General features: G+C 35.8%; 17 protein-coding genes. 12 read left to right on the forward strand and 5 right to left on the reverse strand.

Annotation, left to right across the window (positions count from 1 at the left end):
* The 3 genes from H7254_RS02785 to H7254_RS02795 form a co-directional block, all read right to left on the reverse strand.
* The coding region (locus H7254_RS02785) for an LpxD N-terminal domain-containing protein (RefSeq protein WP_301931538.1) at positions 1–554 on the reverse strand (554 nt) is incomplete at its 3' end.
* A 64-nt stretch (positions 555–618) separates the two neighbouring features.
* Positions 619–1,608, reverse strand: a complete 990-nt coding sequence (locus tag H7254_RS02790) for a fatty acid desaturase (protein ID WP_301931539.1) — start codon at positions 1,606–1,608, stop codon at positions 619–621.
* Positions 1,609–1,643: 35 nt separating this feature from the next.
* Positions 1,644–2,522 carry a lysophospholipid acyltransferase family protein gene (locus H7254_RS02795; protein WP_301931540.1) on the reverse strand — a complete coding sequence of 293 codons (879 nt, stop codon included), beginning with the start codon at positions 2,520–2,522 and terminating at the stop codon, positions 1,644–1,646.
* A 177-nt stretch (positions 2,523–2,699) separates the two neighbouring features.
* Here H7254_RS02795 and H7254_RS02800 point away from each other — a divergent pair, with 177 nt between their 5' ends.
* Positions 2,700–3,194 (forward strand): YcxB family protein, encoded by a 495-nt coding sequence (locus H7254_RS02800; protein ID WP_301931541.1) that lies wholly within the window; start codon positions 2,700–2,702, stop codon positions 3,192–3,194.
* Between the two features lie 3 nt (positions 3,195–3,197).
* Here the strand turns inward: H7254_RS02800 and H7254_RS02805 are convergent, their stop codons facing one another.
* On the reverse strand, positions 3,198–3,629 hold the full coding sequence (locus H7254_RS02805; RefSeq protein ID WP_301931542.1) for a GNAT family N-acetyltransferase: 432 nt from the start codon (positions 3,627–3,629) through the stop codon (positions 3,198–3,200).
* Between the two features lie 297 nt (positions 3,630–3,926).
* On the opposite strand from H7254_RS02805, the gene H7254_RS02810 reads away from it, so the two are divergent.
* The 5 genes from H7254_RS02810 to H7254_RS02830 all read left to right on the forward strand — a co-directional run bounded on the left by H7254_RS02810 (position 3,927) and on the right by H7254_RS02830 (position 8,515).
* Positions 3,927–4,163: an acyl carrier protein gene (locus H7254_RS02810; protein ID WP_290339991.1), complete on the forward strand. Its 237-nt coding sequence runs from the start codon at positions 3,927–3,929 to the stop codon at positions 4,161–4,163.
* Positions 4,164–4,199: 36 nt separating this feature from the next.
* Positions 4,200–5,453: a beta-ketoacyl-ACP synthase II gene (gene fabF, locus H7254_RS02815; protein WP_301921099.1), complete on the forward strand. Its 1,254-nt coding sequence runs from the start codon at positions 4,200–4,202 to the stop codon at positions 5,451–5,453.
* 296 nt (positions 5,454–5,749) lie between these two features.
* Entirely contained in the window at positions 5,750–6,460 is a 711-nt protein-coding gene (gene rnc / locus H7254_RS02820; protein WP_301921098.1) for a ribonuclease III, read from the forward strand.
* 483 nt (positions 6,461–6,943) lie between these two features.
* A complete protein-coding gene (locus tag H7254_RS02825) occupies positions 6,944–7,960 on the forward strand; it encodes an NAD(P)H-dependent glycerol-3-phosphate dehydrogenase (RefSeq protein WP_301931543.1) in 1,017 nt (338 codons plus the stop codon).
* An 84-nt stretch (positions 7,961–8,044) separates the two neighbouring features.
* On the forward strand, positions 8,045–8,515 hold the full coding sequence (locus H7254_RS02830; RefSeq protein WP_301931544.1) for a hypothetical protein: 471 nt from the start codon (positions 8,045–8,047) through the stop codon (positions 8,513–8,515).
* Between the two features lie 34 nt (positions 8,516–8,549).
* Here the strand turns inward: H7254_RS02830 and hemW are convergent, their stop codons facing one another.
* A complete protein-coding gene (gene hemW, locus H7254_RS02835) occupies positions 8,550–9,710 on the reverse strand; it encodes a radical SAM family heme chaperone HemW (protein ID WP_301931545.1) in 1,161 nt (386 codons plus the stop codon).
* A 40-nt stretch (positions 9,711–9,750) separates the two neighbouring features.
* Between hemW and H7254_RS02840 the strand changes: the two genes are divergently transcribed.
* From H7254_RS02840 to gldL, 6 genes are all read left to right on the forward strand, one after another.
* Positions 9,751–11,580, forward strand: a complete 1,830-nt coding sequence (locus H7254_RS02840; protein ID WP_301931546.1) for a BamA/TamA family outer membrane protein — start codon at positions 9,751–9,753, stop codon at positions 11,578–11,580.
* A 36-nt stretch (positions 11,581–11,616) separates the two neighbouring features.
* Positions 11,617–12,552 (forward strand): DUF4271 domain-containing protein, encoded by a 936-nt coding sequence (locus H7254_RS02845; RefSeq protein WP_301931547.1) that lies wholly within the window; start codon positions 11,617–11,619, stop codon positions 12,550–12,552.
* Positions 12,553–12,584: 32 nt separating this feature from the next.
* Complete coding sequence (locus H7254_RS02850) at positions 12,585–13,376, forward strand: uroporphyrinogen-III synthase (protein WP_301931548.1); 792 nt, start codon at positions 12,585–12,587, stop codon at positions 13,374–13,376.
* A 191-nt stretch (positions 13,377–13,567) separates the two neighbouring features.
* Entirely contained in the window at positions 13,568–15,655 is a 2,088-nt protein-coding gene (locus H7254_RS02855; protein ID WP_301931549.1) for a thioredoxin domain-containing protein, read from the forward strand.
* 146 nt (positions 15,656–15,801) lie between these two features.
* A complete protein-coding gene (locus H7254_RS02860; RefSeq protein WP_301931550.1) occupies positions 15,802–17,097 on the forward strand; it encodes an SUMF1/EgtB/PvdO family nonheme iron enzyme in 1,296 nt (431 codons plus the stop codon).
* Between the two features lie 150 nt (positions 17,098–17,247).
* Positions 17,248–18,006: a gliding motility protein GldL gene (gene gldL, locus H7254_RS02865; RefSeq protein WP_301931551.1), complete on the forward strand. Its 759-nt coding sequence runs from the start codon at positions 17,248–17,250 to the stop codon at positions 18,004–18,006.
* The last annotated feature ends 219 nt before the right edge of the window (positions 18,007–18,225 follow it).

Below are 18,225 nucleotides of genomic sequence, written 5' to 3' on the forward strand. Positions count from 1 at the left end.
CTAAAGCCATCGCTGCCGATTACAGTACCGGAATGGATGATGCAGTTTTTACCAATATGGGTTTCAGAATAAATTTTTACACCGGCAAAAAGGGTAGTGTTATCACCAATCACTGCATTGTCGCCAATGTACACCTGCGGATATATTTTTACATTGTTACCAATGATGGCGTACTCACCTACAAAAGCAAATTCACCGGCATAAATATCACTGCCAACGGTAGCGCTATCTGCAATAAAAGATAATTTGGAGATGCCTTTTTTATTCAGCTTTACGGCGTTGTACATTTCCAGTAATTTAGCGAATGCATTCTCTGCACTTTCTACCCTTACCAATGTTGCCGTAACGGGTGCTGTTAAAACAAAGCTGTTATTTATGATAACTATTGAGGCTTGCGTACCATACAAATACTGAGTGTACAACGGGTTACTAAGAAAAGAAATTGAACCAGGAATCCCCTCTTCAATTTTTGATAATTTAGTTACAGTAACTGTTGCATCTCCTTCTATCTGTCCATTAAGCAGACTGGCTATTTGTAAGGCAGTAAATTGCATGGTGATATTATTTATTTAGGTGGGGGTTAAAGTTAATTGCTGGCGGGGGCTTCAGCCACAGAGTTTATGCGGGCATTTTATGAAGACCTTTTACGCCAATCATCTGGTTGCTTTCCTGATCCCATACTTTTAACTTAAAGCAGGCACTCATTGCTTTTGGTGTAAGCCGGGTTACTTTACAATTCTGTAGTTCGGTAAAATGCCGCATTACTTCGGGTAAGCGGTAAAAAGGAATTTTTGAATTAAGGTGATGAATATGATGGTAGCCGATGTTACCGGTAAACCATTCCATAACAGGATTCATCTTCATAAAACTGCTTGATTCCAGTGCTGCTTTTTCGTATACCCAGTTTTTATTTTCATAAAATTCCACGCCTGGAAAATTGTGTTGGGCGTAAAACAAATATGCACCAATGGCAAAGGCGATTAAAAAAGGCAGAAAGAACATAAAAAACCATGCCTGCCATCCTATAAAAACAAATAGTAACACGGCCACAGTAATGTGAATTACCAATGCTATCAGCGAATCAAAATGCTTTTTTGGGTTGCTAACGAAAGAACGCAGGCACATGCCGATAATGAACATAGAAAAATATCCCAGCGCAATGGTTAAAGGATGGCGTACGGCCAGGTAGATAAACTTTTGAAAACGGCTCATCTCCATGTATTTTTTTCTTGTAACAATTGGATAAGACCCTATACTTGCGCTAAACAATTTAGAATTGTGGTTGTGGTGATGGTCATGTGATCTTTTCCAGATACTGGCGGGCGAAAGCATGTACATCCCAAAAACGGTCATGATCACTTCGGCAACAGGGGAATGTGTTAAGATGGTATGGTGCTGATAATCATGATAGATGATGAACATGCGTATTAGCAATAACCCTGCAATTACACTGCACAATAATTTTAAAATAATGCCAGGTACTGCTAAAGACCCACCAAGCGCCAGTATTAATAAGGCGAGCGTAGAAGTTGCATGAAACCAACTTTTGGATCTTATTTCTTTTGCAAACGGCTTTGTAGCCAGTATCAGATTTTTACCCAGGAGCATTTTATTGGACAATTTAGAAAGTGAAGATAACTTATTTACGTTTTAAAACGCTTGTGTTTCCATCTTTTATGCCCCCAGAGCCACGTTTCAGGCTGCGCAAGTATATCGGCTTCCAGTTTTTTAGTATGTGTTTCTGTTATACTGCCCTCATCATCAGCGTATGGTGGTGATTGTAACTGTTCGGCCATCAAAGTGTAATAACCTCTTGTTAATCTTTTTACAGAAACGAAAACAATGGGATATTTTATCTTTTTTGCTATTCTTTCTGTACCCATAAACACGGCAGTATCCTGCTGTAAAAATTTCATCCAGTGTGCGTTGTTTGGGTTGGGAGACTGATCTGCGATAAAAGCAGTTGCTGTAAGCTCATTTCTGTTTTTTACAATATCCCTGAAAGTTTCCTTCATGGGTATTAGCCTTGTACCAAACCTTTCCCTCATTCTGCAAATAAGACCGTTAAAATATTTATTGGCCAGCGGATGATAAATTACATAGAGTTGGTGTTTACAGCAAAGGCTGAAAGTATTGCCCGCCCATTCCCAGTTGCCCGTGTGGCCCATTACAATAATGATGCTTTTATTTTCGGCTGCAAGCTGGTCAAACAATAAGGTTGCAGCAGGGTCAATGCTGCAGTGCTGCAGCATTTTTTCGGGGGTTATGGATAGGGTTTTAAAAGTCTCCAGCAACAGATCGCAGAAATAGCGGAAGAAATTTTTTTCGAGTGTTAATATTTCTGCAGGCGTTTTTTGTGGAAAGGCATTGGTGAGATTAGAATGCACAACCTCTTTGCGGTAACGTATTACATAATACAACAGCAGGTAAAGTCCGTCAGAAATGATATACAACAAGCGAAAAGGCACTACAGATAAAAGGTAGATAAAGGGCAGTGTTAAATAATAAATGATTGCAGACAAGGAATAAATAATTTCAACGAATGTAAAATATAAATGGGGATTAATTTGTGCTGATTACAAATTTTTTCAGGTAACTACAGCGGTAAAGTCTTCAATACAAAAAACGGTTCTACTGTATTGTTTTATCAAAGCCAGAAAATATTTGTTGCAGGTGAAGGCATAAAGAAATTATTAATTATGTGGTACCTTTACGGCATGACCTCAGATTTGTTTACATATAATAAAGGCAAAGTTATACAAGCATTACGGTATCATTTTATTACCCGCAAAGAGATAAAGATTATGATGATCCTGATAAATATATTTGCCATTGTATCGGCAGCTTTATTCTTTTTTAAAAAAATATCACCTGTTTCGTTTTTGCTCAGTTCTTTTTTATGGTTTACATTAATGATTGCATTTTGGTTTTTACTACCCATTTTCATCTATAAAAAATCAAATACTTTTAAAGACAAGTTTAAAGCTATTTTAAGCAATGAAGACTTTGTTATAGAAAATGAAAGAGGCAGCCGCAGGTGGCCTTGGTCAGCATTTAGCAGCACGATGGAAAGCCCTCATTTTTTTCATTTATATTTTGATACCCGTTCTTTTTTTATTGTACCTAAAGATGCTTTTCCAGGTGAAAATGTTCAGGCAGCAAGAAAAATACTCAAAGCAAAAATTCATAAATAATTATTACACCAGTATTTTTTCCATTACATGGTGCAGGGTTTTTACTTCCTCAAACTGCTCTCCCTTAATGGTGTAGCCAAATTTTTCGTAAAAGCCGGTTGCACTGTCACGGGCGTGCATCGTAAGTATTTTGTATCCGTTATCACGGGCTATATTTTCTGCAAAACTTATTATTGATTCGCCAATGCCTTTTGCCTGTAAATTTTTTTGAACTGCCATTTGCCTCAGCCGGATATGGGTTTTATCTATTTTAGTTAAAATGCAACATCCCAATATTTCATCTTCATCAAAAGCAGCAATCAGGATATCGTTTTTTTCATTGTCAAGCTCTTCTTTTGTAAAAGATAAACCAAGTGGTTTACGCAAAATCTCCATTCGCAGTTGCACCATTTGATGGTAGGCATTGCTGCCGTGATCAATTTGTTTTAATGCCATAACAATCGTTTTTTGGTTTCTTATACTTTATAAGCGATAACTAAAGGATACAATATACAAACATTTTTAATTATCAACACTTGTTGAAGTTTAAGCAGGAGTAATCAACTTACTACTTTGTCACTAAAAAAAAATCTATGAAAATATATTTGTTGGTTTCAACTATCAGCGGCAAATTTGCCTTTTACAAAAACCATTCAGGTAGCATAAAAGGGGCTATTTTGGCTTTATTTATATTTCTTTGTATTTATTGCAAAAAGTATATTTTTGCACCTGATTAACTAAATAATTACTACCATGTCAGACATTGCAACAAGAGTAAAGAAAATAATTGTTGACAAATTAGGTGTTGATGAAGCCGAGGTTACGCCAGAAGCTTCTTTCACAAATGATTTAGGTGCCGATAGTTTGGACACCGTTGAATTGATCATGGAATTTGAAAAAGAATTCAACATTTCAATTCCTGATGAACAAGCTGAAACCATCACTACCGTTGGTCAGGCTGTAACTTACCTGGAAGAACACGCCAAGTAATCATCATCTCTTTTTTAATTATCGCAGGTAAATTTTATGGACTTTAAGAGAGTAGTTGTAACCGGATTGGGCGCCATCACTCCTTTGGGTAAATCTGTTGCTGAATATTGGCAAGGATTATCCGATGGAGTAAATGGTTGTGATTTGATCAAACAATTCGACGCTGCTAAATTTAAAACCAGGTTTGCCTGCGAGGTTAAAGATTTCGATCCCACCAATTACCTCGACAGGAAAGAAGCCCGTAAAATTGATCGTTTTTCCCAGTTTGCTTTAATTGCCAGCGACGAAGCAGTAAAAGATGCAGGCATCAGCAAAGAAAATGTAGATGTTGACCGGGTAGGCGTAATCATTGGCAGTGGTATTGGGGGTTTAATAACCTTCCAGGAAGAAGTAATCAATTTTGCTTCCGGTGACGGCACCCCACGTTTCAATCCCTTTTTTATACCGAAAATGATTTTGGATATTGCCGCAGGTCATATCTCAATCCGTCATGGGTTCAGGGGGCCTAACTATGCAGTGGTTAGTGCCTGTGCATCTGCAACCAACGCCATCATTGATGCCTACGATACCATTCGCCTGAATAAAGCAGACATCATAATTACGGGGGGAAGTGAAGCCGTTGTTAGCGCCGCCGGCGTTGGTGGTTTTAATGCCATGAAGGCGCTGAGCGAAAGAAACGATGATTATAAAACTGCCTGCAGGCCATTTGATAAAAATCGCGATGGTTTTGTAATGGGCGAAGGGGCAGGAATACTTGTAATTGAAAGCCTGGAACATGCCCTGGCAAGGGGTGCAAAAATTTACTGCGAAATTGCCGGAGGAGGTGCCAGTGCGGATGCCTATCATATTACCGCCCCTCATCCCGAAGGACTTGGTGCCCAAAATGTAATGCGTGCTGCATTAAAAGATGCCGGAATGAAAGCCGAAGACATTGATTATATTAATGTGCACGGTACGTCAACACCACTGGGTGATGTTGCAGAAACCAAAGCAATTCTTACTGTATTTGGTGAGCATGCATACGATCTGAATATCAGTTCTACAAAAAGCATGACGGGACATTGCCTTGGTGCCGCAGGTGCTTTGGAAACACTGGCTTGTATTCTTGCGGTTACAAAAGATATCATACCACCTACCATCAATCACTTTACCGATGATCCGGAATTGGATCCTAAATTAAATTTTACTTTTAATACTGCACAGCATCGTACAGTAAATGCTGCACTCAGCAACACCTTTGGTTTTGGTGGCCACAATGCTTCTGTTATTGTAAAAAAATACATCCCTTAAATTTTCGCAGTTATTTTCAACCAGCTTATTCAGTATTGTTACCGGGTTATATAAATGTGCATACTTTATTCCAGATTTAAGTTTCATGGAAGGATCAAAATAAGTAAGTATAGTTAATCCTGTAAATGATTTTTAAAAGCGCTGATCTTTCTGTTATTTAAAAAATTGTACCGGTTGCAACAAATATATCTGCCATCATTATATTTAAATACCTGTCTGCTCAGGGTAGTTGGTGGTTTTTATATTTTTTCTTTGCCGTAAATAATATTAATTTCGAATAACTTATTTTACTTCAATTGAATTTATTTAAAGATTTTTTTACTGTAAATATTAAAAAGAAAGAGTTTAAAAAGCAACTCAATAATGTGCTTGGTTTTACACCACACAATCTTAGTTTATACAGAACTGCTTTAAGTCATCGTTCGGTAAGGGAAGGTGCCGATGAAAATAATGAACGCCTTGAATTTTTGGGGGATGCGGTTTTAAGTTCTATTGTGGCCCACTACCTTTTTATGAAATACCCTTACAAGGGAGAAGGGTTTTTAACCGAGATGAGAAGTAAAATGGTCAACCGCCAGCAACTGAATGATATCGGTATAAAAATGGGTCTTAAAAAAATCACCATCTACAATAAATTTGATAGCTCCCTGAAAATATCCCAGATATTTGGTAACACGCTGGAAGCTCTGATAGGGGCAGTTTATCTTGACAGAGGTTATGACAAGACCCAATCCTGGGTTGAAAAATACATCATTTCTACCCACATGTTTATTGATGACCTTGAAGGTATTGAGATTAACATAAAAAATAAATTATACGGCTGGGCAAATAAAAATGGTAAAGCATTGGAGTTTGCCACGCTGGAAGAAAAGTTTGAAAATGGCCGCCGCCTGTTTACCATTGGCGCAACAGTTGATGGAGAACTGGTGGCCCAGGGAAAAGGATTTAATAAAAAAGATGCCAGTCAGATTGCTGCACAATTAGCCGTAGATAAACTTGGGCTGTAATTAAATGTTTACACTTTCCAAAGAAGCTGTTTAAAAGTAGACTCTTCATCTGCCATCTTGAGGTTGGTAAGGAAACCAATCCCGGCTAGTCGCTGTGGCCGGTATCCCCATCCGCCACTTCTTAAGTTATAAGGTATTTCAAAAATTGTTTTTAGACAGCTTCTAAGAAACAGCAATCAAAAAATTTCAGCAATAAATAGCTAACTTTTACAAAACGATGGTAAGTGAATTGCATTTGAGGCTGGTGATACACTTAGGGTAAATCAGCCTTTTTTTAGGAAAAAGAAAGAAAATTTTGTGTAGTAAAGTGAGACTGGATAAGGCATTGTTGGTTTTTATAATTTTAATTTGCCTGTTATGAAACTGCATTTGTTTCTGACCAAATTAAAATTATATGCCCTTATAAATTACCTGCATCTTATGCATCCATTATTTTAAAAAGGAAAGCGGAAGTAAATATTATCAACCTTAGAATAAATTTGTATGAACTTCGGAATTTTGGGTAGTGGAAGCTGGGGAACAGCACTGGCAAAGGTTTTAACAGACAATGGGCAAACTATTTATTGGTACAACCGCAGTCAAAAAGCCATTGATCAGATGATGCTTCGCCGACATAATGCGCACTATTTAAGTGCGGCTTATTTTGATACAACCCAATTAAAATTAACTACTAATGTAGCAGAAGTTATTGCACAATCTGATTGTATCATCATTGCTATTCCTTCTGCTTATGTAGAATCAACACTAAGCCTTCCTGATAAAAATATATTTGCAGGAAAAAAAATTGTTAGTGCTGTAAAAGGAATTTTGCCTTCTAATACTTTGTTGCTGAACGATTATTTAAAAAGCGAATTTAGTGTTGCGTTGGAAGATTATTTTACCATACTTGGCCCCTGCCATGCAGAAGAAGTGGCTGCTGAAAAATTATCTTATCTTACTTTTTCTGGTATTGATGAAATGACGACTCACCATATTGCACAATATTTTAAAACTGATTATCTGAATACGGTAGAAAACACTGATATATACGGAGTGCAATATGCAGCGGTATTAAAAAATATTTATGCAGTAGGCGCAGGGATGGCACACGGGCTGGATTATGGGGATAATTTTTTGAGTGTATTAATTGCCAATTGTGCGGATGAAATGGCTGGTTTTTTAAAAATGGCGGGTATAAAAAATGTGGAAGTAGGGCATATAAACAACCGCAATCACAATTATGCCTCCTCTGTTTATTTAGGCGATTTGCTGGTAACCTGTTATTCACTTTTTAGCCGCAACAGAACCTTCGGCAACATGATTGGTAAAGGCTATTCTGTAAAATCGGCACAGATAGAAATGAGTATGGTGGCGGAAGGTTACAATGCCAGCAAAAGTATTTACATTATTAACCAAACAATAAAAGCAGCTATGCCGATTGCTGAAACTGTATACCAAATTTTATGGAATGGACTTGATGTGAAAGAAGCCTTTGACAAAATTGAACCAATGTTGGTGTAGATTAATTATATTTTGCAGACACCAAAAGAGTACATTTTAATCTTAAAAATTAATCCTTACAAAAAAAATTAATGTCCTGCTAACATGAACGAGAATTATAAAATTGATATTTTAAAAAATACCCCAAATCAATCTAAAGAAGCCAGGATAGGAAAGTACATATACATGTATGGTTTTTTGTTTGTTGGAATTTATTATATTATTTACACAGTAAGTATAAGCAGGGACTGGTCAAACTATCCACTTGGGTTAGTTGCCCTTATTTTCTCTGCAAAGAGTTATCTGCAAATAAATGGACTATGGATTTATAAACGCTATTTTTCAATTAACATCGATAGCATCAGGTGGCAAAAAAATATTTTTGATAGAGCCAATCTCAGGTGGTCAGCTATCATTCAAATTAGTTTTAAAAATTCGTCCATTGATTTTAAGCTTGCCACAAATAAAATAAAAAGTTTTTCATTGGCGCATATAACTGCTTTACAAATTGATGAATTGAAAGAATTGATAAGCCGTCGTTCGCATGAAAGCGGAATAAAATACATTGCTGAATAAAAGTTTGAAAGCTTCGGGCAAAACGGTTGTATCACTAAAAAAACAGATCAGCGGCAATACCATCCGCAAATAATTTCCCTTCCCTGGTTAAAATAATTTTTTTATGATCGGTAAAAAGTTTACCACCCAGTTTCCATTTTTCACTGGCTGATTGCAGATGCTGACTTGTTTTTTTTCCAAATCTTTCTTCAACTGTAACTAAATCTAGTCCCTCCATTGTTCTCAGCGAAGTCATAATATATTCGTTTAATTGTTGTGTTATAGTTAAAATTTCTTTTTCAAAAGGGATAATATTCTTTTTTAAAGCTTGGATATATAAAGCATTATTGGAAATATTCCATTGCCTGATTTTGCCATCAAAAGCATGTGCAGATGGGCCAAAGCCGTAATATTTTTTTCCCTGCCAGTAACTGCTGTTGTGTTTGCTCCTCATTCCTGGTTTGGCAAAATTGCTTATTTCATAATGGTCGTATCCGGCATCTTCCATCCACTGCATCAGTAACATAAATTGCTCTGCCTGTTTTTCTGTATCAACGGGTGCCTTTTTATGCAGAATAATCATTTTATCCAATGCTGTCCTGGGTTCTACCGTAAGTGCATAACAGGAGATATGTGGAATGCCTTTTTCAATTACTTTTTCTACATTTCGTTTCCAGTCTTCATTGCTTAAAAGGGGCGAACCATAAATAAGGTCAATAGAAAAATTAGTAAAGCCTGCGCTTCTTATATCCTCAATGCATTGAAGCGATTCAGTTGCTGTATGTGCCCTGTTCATCCAAACCAGCTCTTCTTCTATAAAAGATTGAATGCCCACACTTAGCCGGTTAATGCCAGCCCTTTTCCACAAAGCCAGTTTCGCAACGGTAATATCATCGGGGTTTGCCTCAAGCGTTATTTCAATATCATCGCTAAAAATAAATTTGTCCTGTAAAGCATTTAATAATAATTCCAGGTCTTCCAGGTTAATAATACTAGGCGTACCTCCGCCAAAATAAAGGGTTTCTATTTTTTCTTTTTCAGGAGCAATTGATGAAACAATGTCAATTGTTTCATCAATTGGTACAGCAGTAATTTCAATTTCTTTTACCAAAGCTGCAATCATTTCATCTTTCAATTTAAGCGAAGTAGAAAAATGAAAATTACAGTAATTACAAGCTTGCTTACAAAATGGAATATGAATATAAATACCTGCCAAGCCGCTTTATAATTTAGTATTTGAAATTTAATATTTAATATTGATAACAGTTTACAAAGGCATGCAACAAAAATTAAAAAATTCAATATTCAATCTCCAGCTTTTATTGATGCTGATACTGAATTGTTGTTTTGCTGCAACTGCTGTAGCCCAGTACCAGCTTCGAATACATTATCTTGACAAAGATACCACCTTTCGGCCGCAGGTTTTAAAACTGCAAACCAGCTTTACTAGTCAGCTAATGTGCCAAGATTATATCAGCAAATTACCGGCGCTATTAAATACAAAAGGTTATGCTGCAGCTTCTGTTGACTTTATTACATACGACAGTAGTTTTGCCACATTAGAATTGTACCTGGGGGCGGAGCAAAATTGGGTTCAATTAAAAACGGTTGGTATTGAAAAGAGAGCGTTGGAGGAAAGTGGCTATATGAGTAAAAACTTTAGTAACAAGCCAATTAATTTCAGCCAATTAGCATTTATAAAAGAGCGTCTTTTAAATTACTACGAAAAAAACGGCTATCCGTTTGCAGCCGTTTTTTTAGATAGTATTGTGATAAAAGATAATGCGGTAAATGCAGTATTAAGTGCTACAACCGGCCCTTTGTATCACATTGATAGTATCCGTATTAATGGAAAAATAAAAATTGCCAATAATTTTTTACAACATTATCTTGGTATGCCCAAGGGTAGTATTTACAATAAGGAAAAACTGAACCAGGTAAGTAAGCGTTTACTGGAACTGCCTTACCTGCAGGAACAACAACCATCAGAATTGATGATGCTGGGTACCGGATCTATATTAAATTTATATCTGCAGCCTAAACGCAGCAGCCAGGTTAATTTTTTAATTGGGTTTTTACCAGCCAGTGATGCAACAGGCAAACTACAACTTACGGGCGATGTAAATTTAAATCTAAAAAATACCCTTGGAACAGGCGAAACTATTTTGCTCAACTGGCAGCAACTGCAATTAAAATCGCCGCGTTTAAATATTGGTTTTCAGCAACCATATATTTTTAATTCACCGTTTGGTGTTGATTTTTCATTTGATATATTTAAAAAAGATTCCGCTTTTGTACAACTCAATGCACAATTAGGGGTGCAATACCTTTTATCTGCCAGTCAGTCAGGCAAACTGTTTATACAAAAGCAAAATACCTTTTTGCTTTCATCAGGTATTGATACTAACCTGGTAAAAGCTACAAAAATGCTTCCGGTAAATATTGATGTAAGTGCTGCAAATATTGGAATTGATTACGATTTCAACAACACCAATTACAGGTTCAATCCAAAATCCGGTAACGAGGTAAAATTGGTTACAACCGTTGGTATTAAAACAATTAGCAAAAGCAATGACATCATCAGCTTAACAGATCCTTCCTTTAATTATGCTTCCTTATATGATTCTATTAAATTAAAAGCTTACCAGTTTAGGGTTAAAGCAATGGCGGCCCATTATTTTACAACTGGTAAAAGAAGTACTTTAAAAGCAATTATTAATATAGGAATTTTTAACAGCCCCAATATTTTCAGAAACGAATTATTTCAGATAGGTGGATACAAATTATTGCGTGGTTTTGATGAGGAAAGTATCTACGCCACCCGCTACCTGGTGTCAACAGCAGAGTACCGTTATCTTGTTGGTTTGAATTCTTATTTATTTGGATTTATTGATGCAGGCTGGGTAAAAAATAAATATCAGTTGGTAAACGTTTCGAATAATTTTATTAGTGGCGGCATAGGTATTTTGTTTGAAACAAAACTTGGGTTATTAAATATGAGCCTCGCAATCGGTAAAAGAAATGATGTTAATTTTAATCTAAGCCAGTCATCTAAAATACATTTTGGGTATATTAATTACTTTTAAAAAATTCAATTTAATTTTGATGTATAAATTATCCGCTTGAAACAGGTTTTATATTTATTACTACTTATCGCCTTTCCTGTTTTAGTTGCTGCCCAGCAAGCTGATACCATCAAAATAAAAAAATCAGTTAGTGCTGTAATAAAAAGTGCGGATAGTATCTCCGTTAAAAGCCTTGATAGTATTGCCCTAAAAAAAGATTCACTTAAAAAGCTAGAGCCCGCTTATTATGTAATCCTGCAAAATATTTTAAAAGAAAATAAGTTTCTTAATTTATTGGGTAAGCCGGTTGAAATGAAAATTTATTTCAGGAAACTATCATCGGACGATAGTATATTTTATATATTGTTAGCATTAATTGCAGCATTGTCTTTTTTGAGGTTTTTTTATGTAAGATATTTTAATAACCTGTTCCGGGTTTTCTTTAATACTTCTTTGCGGCAAAGCCAGCTAACCGACCAGTTATTACAAGCCAAACTTCCTTCTTTGTTTTTTAATTTGATTGCTGTTTTTTCGGGAGGAATATTTTTTTATTTCCTGCTTAAATATTTTGGCAGGCTTAATGAGAGCAAACCATTAGATGCTATTTTTTTATGCAGCCTTTTTTTAACAGCTATTTATTTTCTAAAATTTATTACATTAAAGTTTACAGGCTGGTTATCAGGATATAAAGAAATCACTAATACTTATATTTTTATAATTTTTTTGATTAATAAAATATTAGGTATTCTATTATTACCATTTATTGTAGTGATGGCTTTTTCAATTCCGGTTTTAATAAAAGTATCAGTATTGATTGCAATTTTATTAACTGCCTTAATGTTTTTATTAAGATTCTTCCGGTCGTATGGATTGTTGCAAAATCAGGTAAAAATTAGTCACACTCACTTTTTATTGTACATAGCTGGTATCGAAATAATGCCGCTTTTGTTGATTTATAAGGCCTTATTGCTTTTATTAAGCAAAAATATCTAACTTTGTAAAACCATTAATATTTTTATTTAGCTATGGTTAATACCGGGAACATAAAAACAGAGCAAAAAAACCAGGTTGTTAAAAAAGTATTGATTACCCAGCCAAAACCGGAAGGTGAAAAATCGCCGTATTTCGATTTGGCGAAGAAGCACAACATTGAATTACATTTTCATCCCTTCATAATCATTGATGGCATACCAGCCAAAGAATTCCGTAAGCAAAAAATCGAAATTCCTAATTACACAGCTGTTATTTTTACCAGTCGCAATGCTATTGATCATTTTTTTCGAGCCTGCGATGAAATGAAAATTAATATTTCACAGGATACAAAATATTTTTGCATTACAGAATCTGTAGCGCTTTATCTTCAAAAATTTATTCTTTACCGTAAACGTAAAGTTTTTTACGGAGCAGATGGTACCAATAAAAGTTTGTTTGATGTGATTAATAAGCATAAAGACAATGAAAAGTTTTTATACCCTTGTTCTCAATCTTTTGACAATGAGATTACTAACTGGTTAAAAAATAATCAGTGCGAATATGCTACACCGGTGATGTATAAAATTATAAGTAACGACATTAAGGAAGTTATAGCAAAAAACTATGATGTAATATGTTTTTTTACACCTGGAGGCGTTAAAAGTTTATTGGAAAATTTTCCAAAGTTTAAACAAAACGGTACCAGAATTGGTGTATTTGGTGCAAATACGTTTAAAGCTGCAGAAGAAGCTGGATTAACATTAGATATTCAGGCACCACTACCACAGGCGCCAAGTATGGTAAGTGCTTTAGAACTTTATTTAACTTCTCTAAAGAAAAAATAGCCTGTCTGTTATAAAATATTTTAAAGGTAACCAATAGGGTTGCCTTTTTTCATTTAAGCTGGTTTTATAGAATGATATGCTATTCTACAAAACACTTCATTTAAACATCTGTTATAATTTTACCTGAAACAACTTAAGTTCATAATTTCGCAAATAGAAATTAAAAGCAACAGGTAATTCCCCAAAGTTTTATGGCCAATAATACGTTACACTCATTTAGCAATAGGTTAATCAACGAATCAAGTCCTTATCTGTTGCAGCATGCACATAACCCAGTTGATTGGTATGCCTGGGGAGAGGAAGCATTACAAAGGGCAAAAGTTGAGAATAAGGTAATACTAATTAGTATTGGCTATTCTGCCTGCCATTGGTGTCATGTTATGGAAAAGGAAAGTTTTGAAAATGAAGACGTTGCAGCTTTAATGAATAAAAATTTTGTCAATATTAAAATAGACAGGGAAGAGCGACCCGATCTGGACCATATTTACATGGATGCGGTGCAGGCGATTTCGGGAAGCGGGGGCTGGCCCTTAAATGTTTTTTTAACACCGGATGCAAAACCATTTTATGGAGGTACTTATTATCCTCCCGTTAAGGCATTTAACCGTTCATCGTGGACAGAAATTTTACTTGCTATTGCCCAATCCTGGAAAGAAAAAAGAAATGAAATAGAGTCTCAGGCAGAAAACTTAATGGACCATTTAAGTCAGTCTGCAAATTTTACTCAGCCAGTGTCAGGTTCAGTCATTAAAGAGGCGGAGAATCTGTTTAGTATGGATGATTGCCACAATATCTTCAACAATATCATAAAAGCAGCAGACAAAGTGTACGGTGGATTTGGCCAGGCACCAAAATTTCCGCAAACATTCACCATTCAATATCTTTTACAATACCAGCATTTTACAAAAAATGATGAAGCATTGCAGCAGGCGCTGTTATCGCTGGATAAAATGTTACAGGGTGGAATTTACGATCAAATAGGCGGAGGTATGGCAAGATATAGCACAGACAATGAGTGGCTGGCACCGCATTTTGAAAAAATGTTGTATGATAATGCCTTACTCATTGATGTATTGTGCGATGCCTGGCTTATTACGAAAAATGAAAAATACAGGGAAGCAATATTAAAGACAACCGGTTTTATCAGGGAGGAATTAACACAGCAGCAAGGCGGATTTTATGCCGCCCTTGATGCCGACAGTGAAGGCGTAGAAGGAAAATATTATGTATGGCAAAAGCAGGAAGTGGATGATATTCTGGAGGAAAATTTTGAATTATTCTGTGCATTTTTTGATATAACGGAAAAAGGTAACTGGGAAGAAACAAATATTCTGCGCATACTTCAACCATTTGCTGAATTTATTGTTACAAAAAATTTGGATGAAAATAAATTTCGTGATTTAATAATTACCTGTCTTCTAAAATTATCAGCAGTCAGGGCTAAAAGAATTAAACCTGCACTGGATGATAAGATTATTTTAGGCTGGAATGCTCTGGCTTTAAAAGCTATCGCAAAAGCGGCCATCGTTTTGGAGGATGAAGCATTGAAAATTGTAGCGGTAAATAACTTCAATTTTATAGAGACGAACTTTAAAAAGAATGTTAATTCATCAGAAATGATGCATACCTGTAAAAACGGAATAGCAAAATACCCTGCATTCCTGGATGATTATGCTTATTTAATAGCGGCTTGTATTGAATTGTATGAACTTACTTTTGATAATAATTATTTTACAAAGGCAAAGCAGTATGCTCAGTATGTAACAGAAAATTTTAGTGATAATGAAAGCCTTTATTTCTTTTTTACACATAAAGATCAAACCGATATTATAATCAGAAAAAAGGAAATGTATGATGGGGCTGTACCGTCGGGAAATAGCATAATGGCGGGTAATTTACTTAAACTGTCAACAATTTTTAATATTCCTGAATGGCAAACAAGAGCTACCAAAATGTTAATTATGAATTCCGGGGCAACCATTAGATATCCCGCTTCATTGGGTATTTGGGCTTCATTATTGCTACAAAGTGTGGTTGGTTTAAATGAACTGGCGATTGTTGGTAATGATTCTTATGACTTGGCTCACGAAATATCACAAAATTATATGCCATATAAAATTATGATGGTTTCAACTTTTGAAAAGAATGAATTTTCACTTTTAAAAGGTAAACCTGTTGCTAGTGAATCACTAATTTATCTCTGTAATAATAATATGTGTTTCAAACCATTTAATAAAATTAGCGATCTTAAATTGCAGGTAAACAAATCAATAAAATAAGACATAAGGATGCAATAATTGAAAACAATAAGCGTTTTAAAATCATGTTGCTTTTTTTAACACAAAAAATAACCATTACGGCAGGCGTTATGATTATTTGAATTCAAAATAATCATTACATTTGCTATACCCTCAAAGTTTAAACAATGAAAAATCACTCATTAGTCATTATAGCTGTCAGCGCTATAATCTCTTTATCAGGCTGTAATTTGCTCGGTAAAAATAAAAAAGGTAGTGCCTTGCCCAATGATGGGCAGTTGCATGGAGTAGCGCCAGCCAAAGGGTGGATTTTACCCAAGCCTCCTGGTATGGTTTACATTCCACCAGGAACATTTCACATGGGTCCAAGCGATGAGGATATAAATTTTGCATATACCGCCCGAAACAAACAGGTATCTATCAGCGGCTTCTGGATGGATGCTACTGAGATTACCAATAACGAATACCGCCAGTTTACAAATTGGGTAACAGATTCTATTGCTGCAAAACAAATGGGTTTTATTAAGCAGGGTACGGATGGTAATGAATACATAGACTGGAAAAAAGCCCAGGCAATTAAATGGAATGATAAGGCAACACTTGAAAAAATTGATGCCATGATTTTTACTCCGGATAACAGGATTTTTAATAAAAAAGAGATTGATCCCAGTAAGATTGTTTATCACTCTGAAACATTTGATTACAAAGAAGCTGCAAAAAGAGAAAATGCGGGTGTACAGCGTTCTAAATTTATTGTAAAAAAAGATATTATGGCCTACCCCGATTCTTTATGCTGGGTTAGGGATTTTGCTTATTCTTATAATGAGCCAATGGCAAAAAAATATTACAGCCATCCGGCATTCGGAAATTATCCAGTGGTAGGTGTTACCTGGAAACAGGCAACTGCTTTCTGCGAATGGAGAACGCATTACCTTAATTCATTTTTAGATTCTAAAAAAAGAGCCACGGAGTCAGATTTTAGGTTGCCAACAGAAGCACAATGGGAATATGCTGCACGTGGCGGAAGGTCTCAGTCTCCTTATCCCTGGGGTGGTCCTTACCTGAGAAACAAGAAAGGTTGTTTACTGGCTAACTTTAAACCCGGTCGTGGTAATTATCCGGAAGATGGTGGCTTTTACACGGTTAGAGCAGATGCTTACTGGCCCAATGATTTCGGCTTATATAATATGGCTGGTAATGTAGCAGAGTGGACTTCTTCTCTTTATTATGAAGGCGGATATTCCTTTCAACATGACATGAATCCTGATATTCGCTGGAATGCAAAAGACACTGATGTACCCCGTATGAAGCGCAAGGTTATTCGTGGCGGAAGCTGGAAAGATGTAGGTTATTTTCTTCAAACTAGTACACGGAATTACGAATATCAGGATACTTCAAAATCTTATATTGGTTTCCGTTGCGTAATTGATTTGCCTCCTGCAATGAAAAAACGCGGCAATTAATAAATTTCCCTAACTAATCTGAGTACATGAGAATTGTCTTCAGGTATATATCTAAAAGAATATACCTGAAGACATTAATAACCATGTTAACAAGTAATTCAAACATATAAAAACAACCCCCCCTCATTAAACTTTAAAATTCTAAAAATTATGGCTGCTGGTCAATCACGCCCAATCGATCGTATTCTTAACATCTTTGTATCTGCGGCTGCTGTGCCGGTATTGTTAGGTGCACTTTTCAAAATAACTCATGCTCCAGGTGCCGACGTTTGGCTAAAAATCGGACTGTACACAGAATCAGCGATTTTTCTTGGGTATGCATTATTATATGTATTTGCACCACCACCCGAAGCGCCTATGGCAACGGCAGCACCCCTTGAAACGGGTAATCCTGCTTTAAAAAGTATGGATAAAATGTTAAGCGAAGCCGATATTACCCCCACCAGTTTAAAAAAATTAGGTGAAGGGTTTCAAAAATTAGGTACTACCGTAAATAATATGGGCGAAATTGGTGATGTAGTAAAATCTACAGGAGATTTTAGTGCTAAAACAAAAGAAGCAACACTTGCAATTGGAAGCATGGCTTCAACATTTACAAGTACCGCTGCCACTATGGCTTCGTTTAATAAAGCTTCAGAAAGTACACAGGGTTTTCACGAGCAGGTGCAGGTATTAACTAAAAATTTAGGTTCCTTAAATACAATTTACGAATTAGAATTAAAGGAAAGCAATAATCATTTAAAAGCGTTGAATGGTTTTTACGGTAAGATGGCGGAAGCAAGTGCTACCATGATGGGAAGCGTAGATGATGCTAAAAAAGCGAAAGATCAGATAAGTTTATTAGCGGGCAATCTCGGCAAATTAAACTCTGTTTATGGAAATATGCTGAGCGCTATGCAGGCAAAATAGTATTAACTAATTAATTTTTGTTGTCAAGTTCAAATCCTTTTAGAAGGTATATTTATCCTAAAGAAACAATTCATTTAAAAAATCGTAAAATCTGAAATACTATGGCTTTACCTAAAGAGCCCCGGCAAAAGATGATTAACCTGATGTACCTGGTGCTGACAGCCTTGCTGGCACTAAATGTATCAAGTGAAATTCTCAATGCGTTTAAAGTGGTTGATA

Origin of the sequence: Ferruginibacter sp. (assembly GCF_014377975.1) — a bacterium.
GTDB lineage: Bacteria > Bacteroidota > Bacteroidia > Chitinophagales > Chitinophagaceae > Ferruginibacter.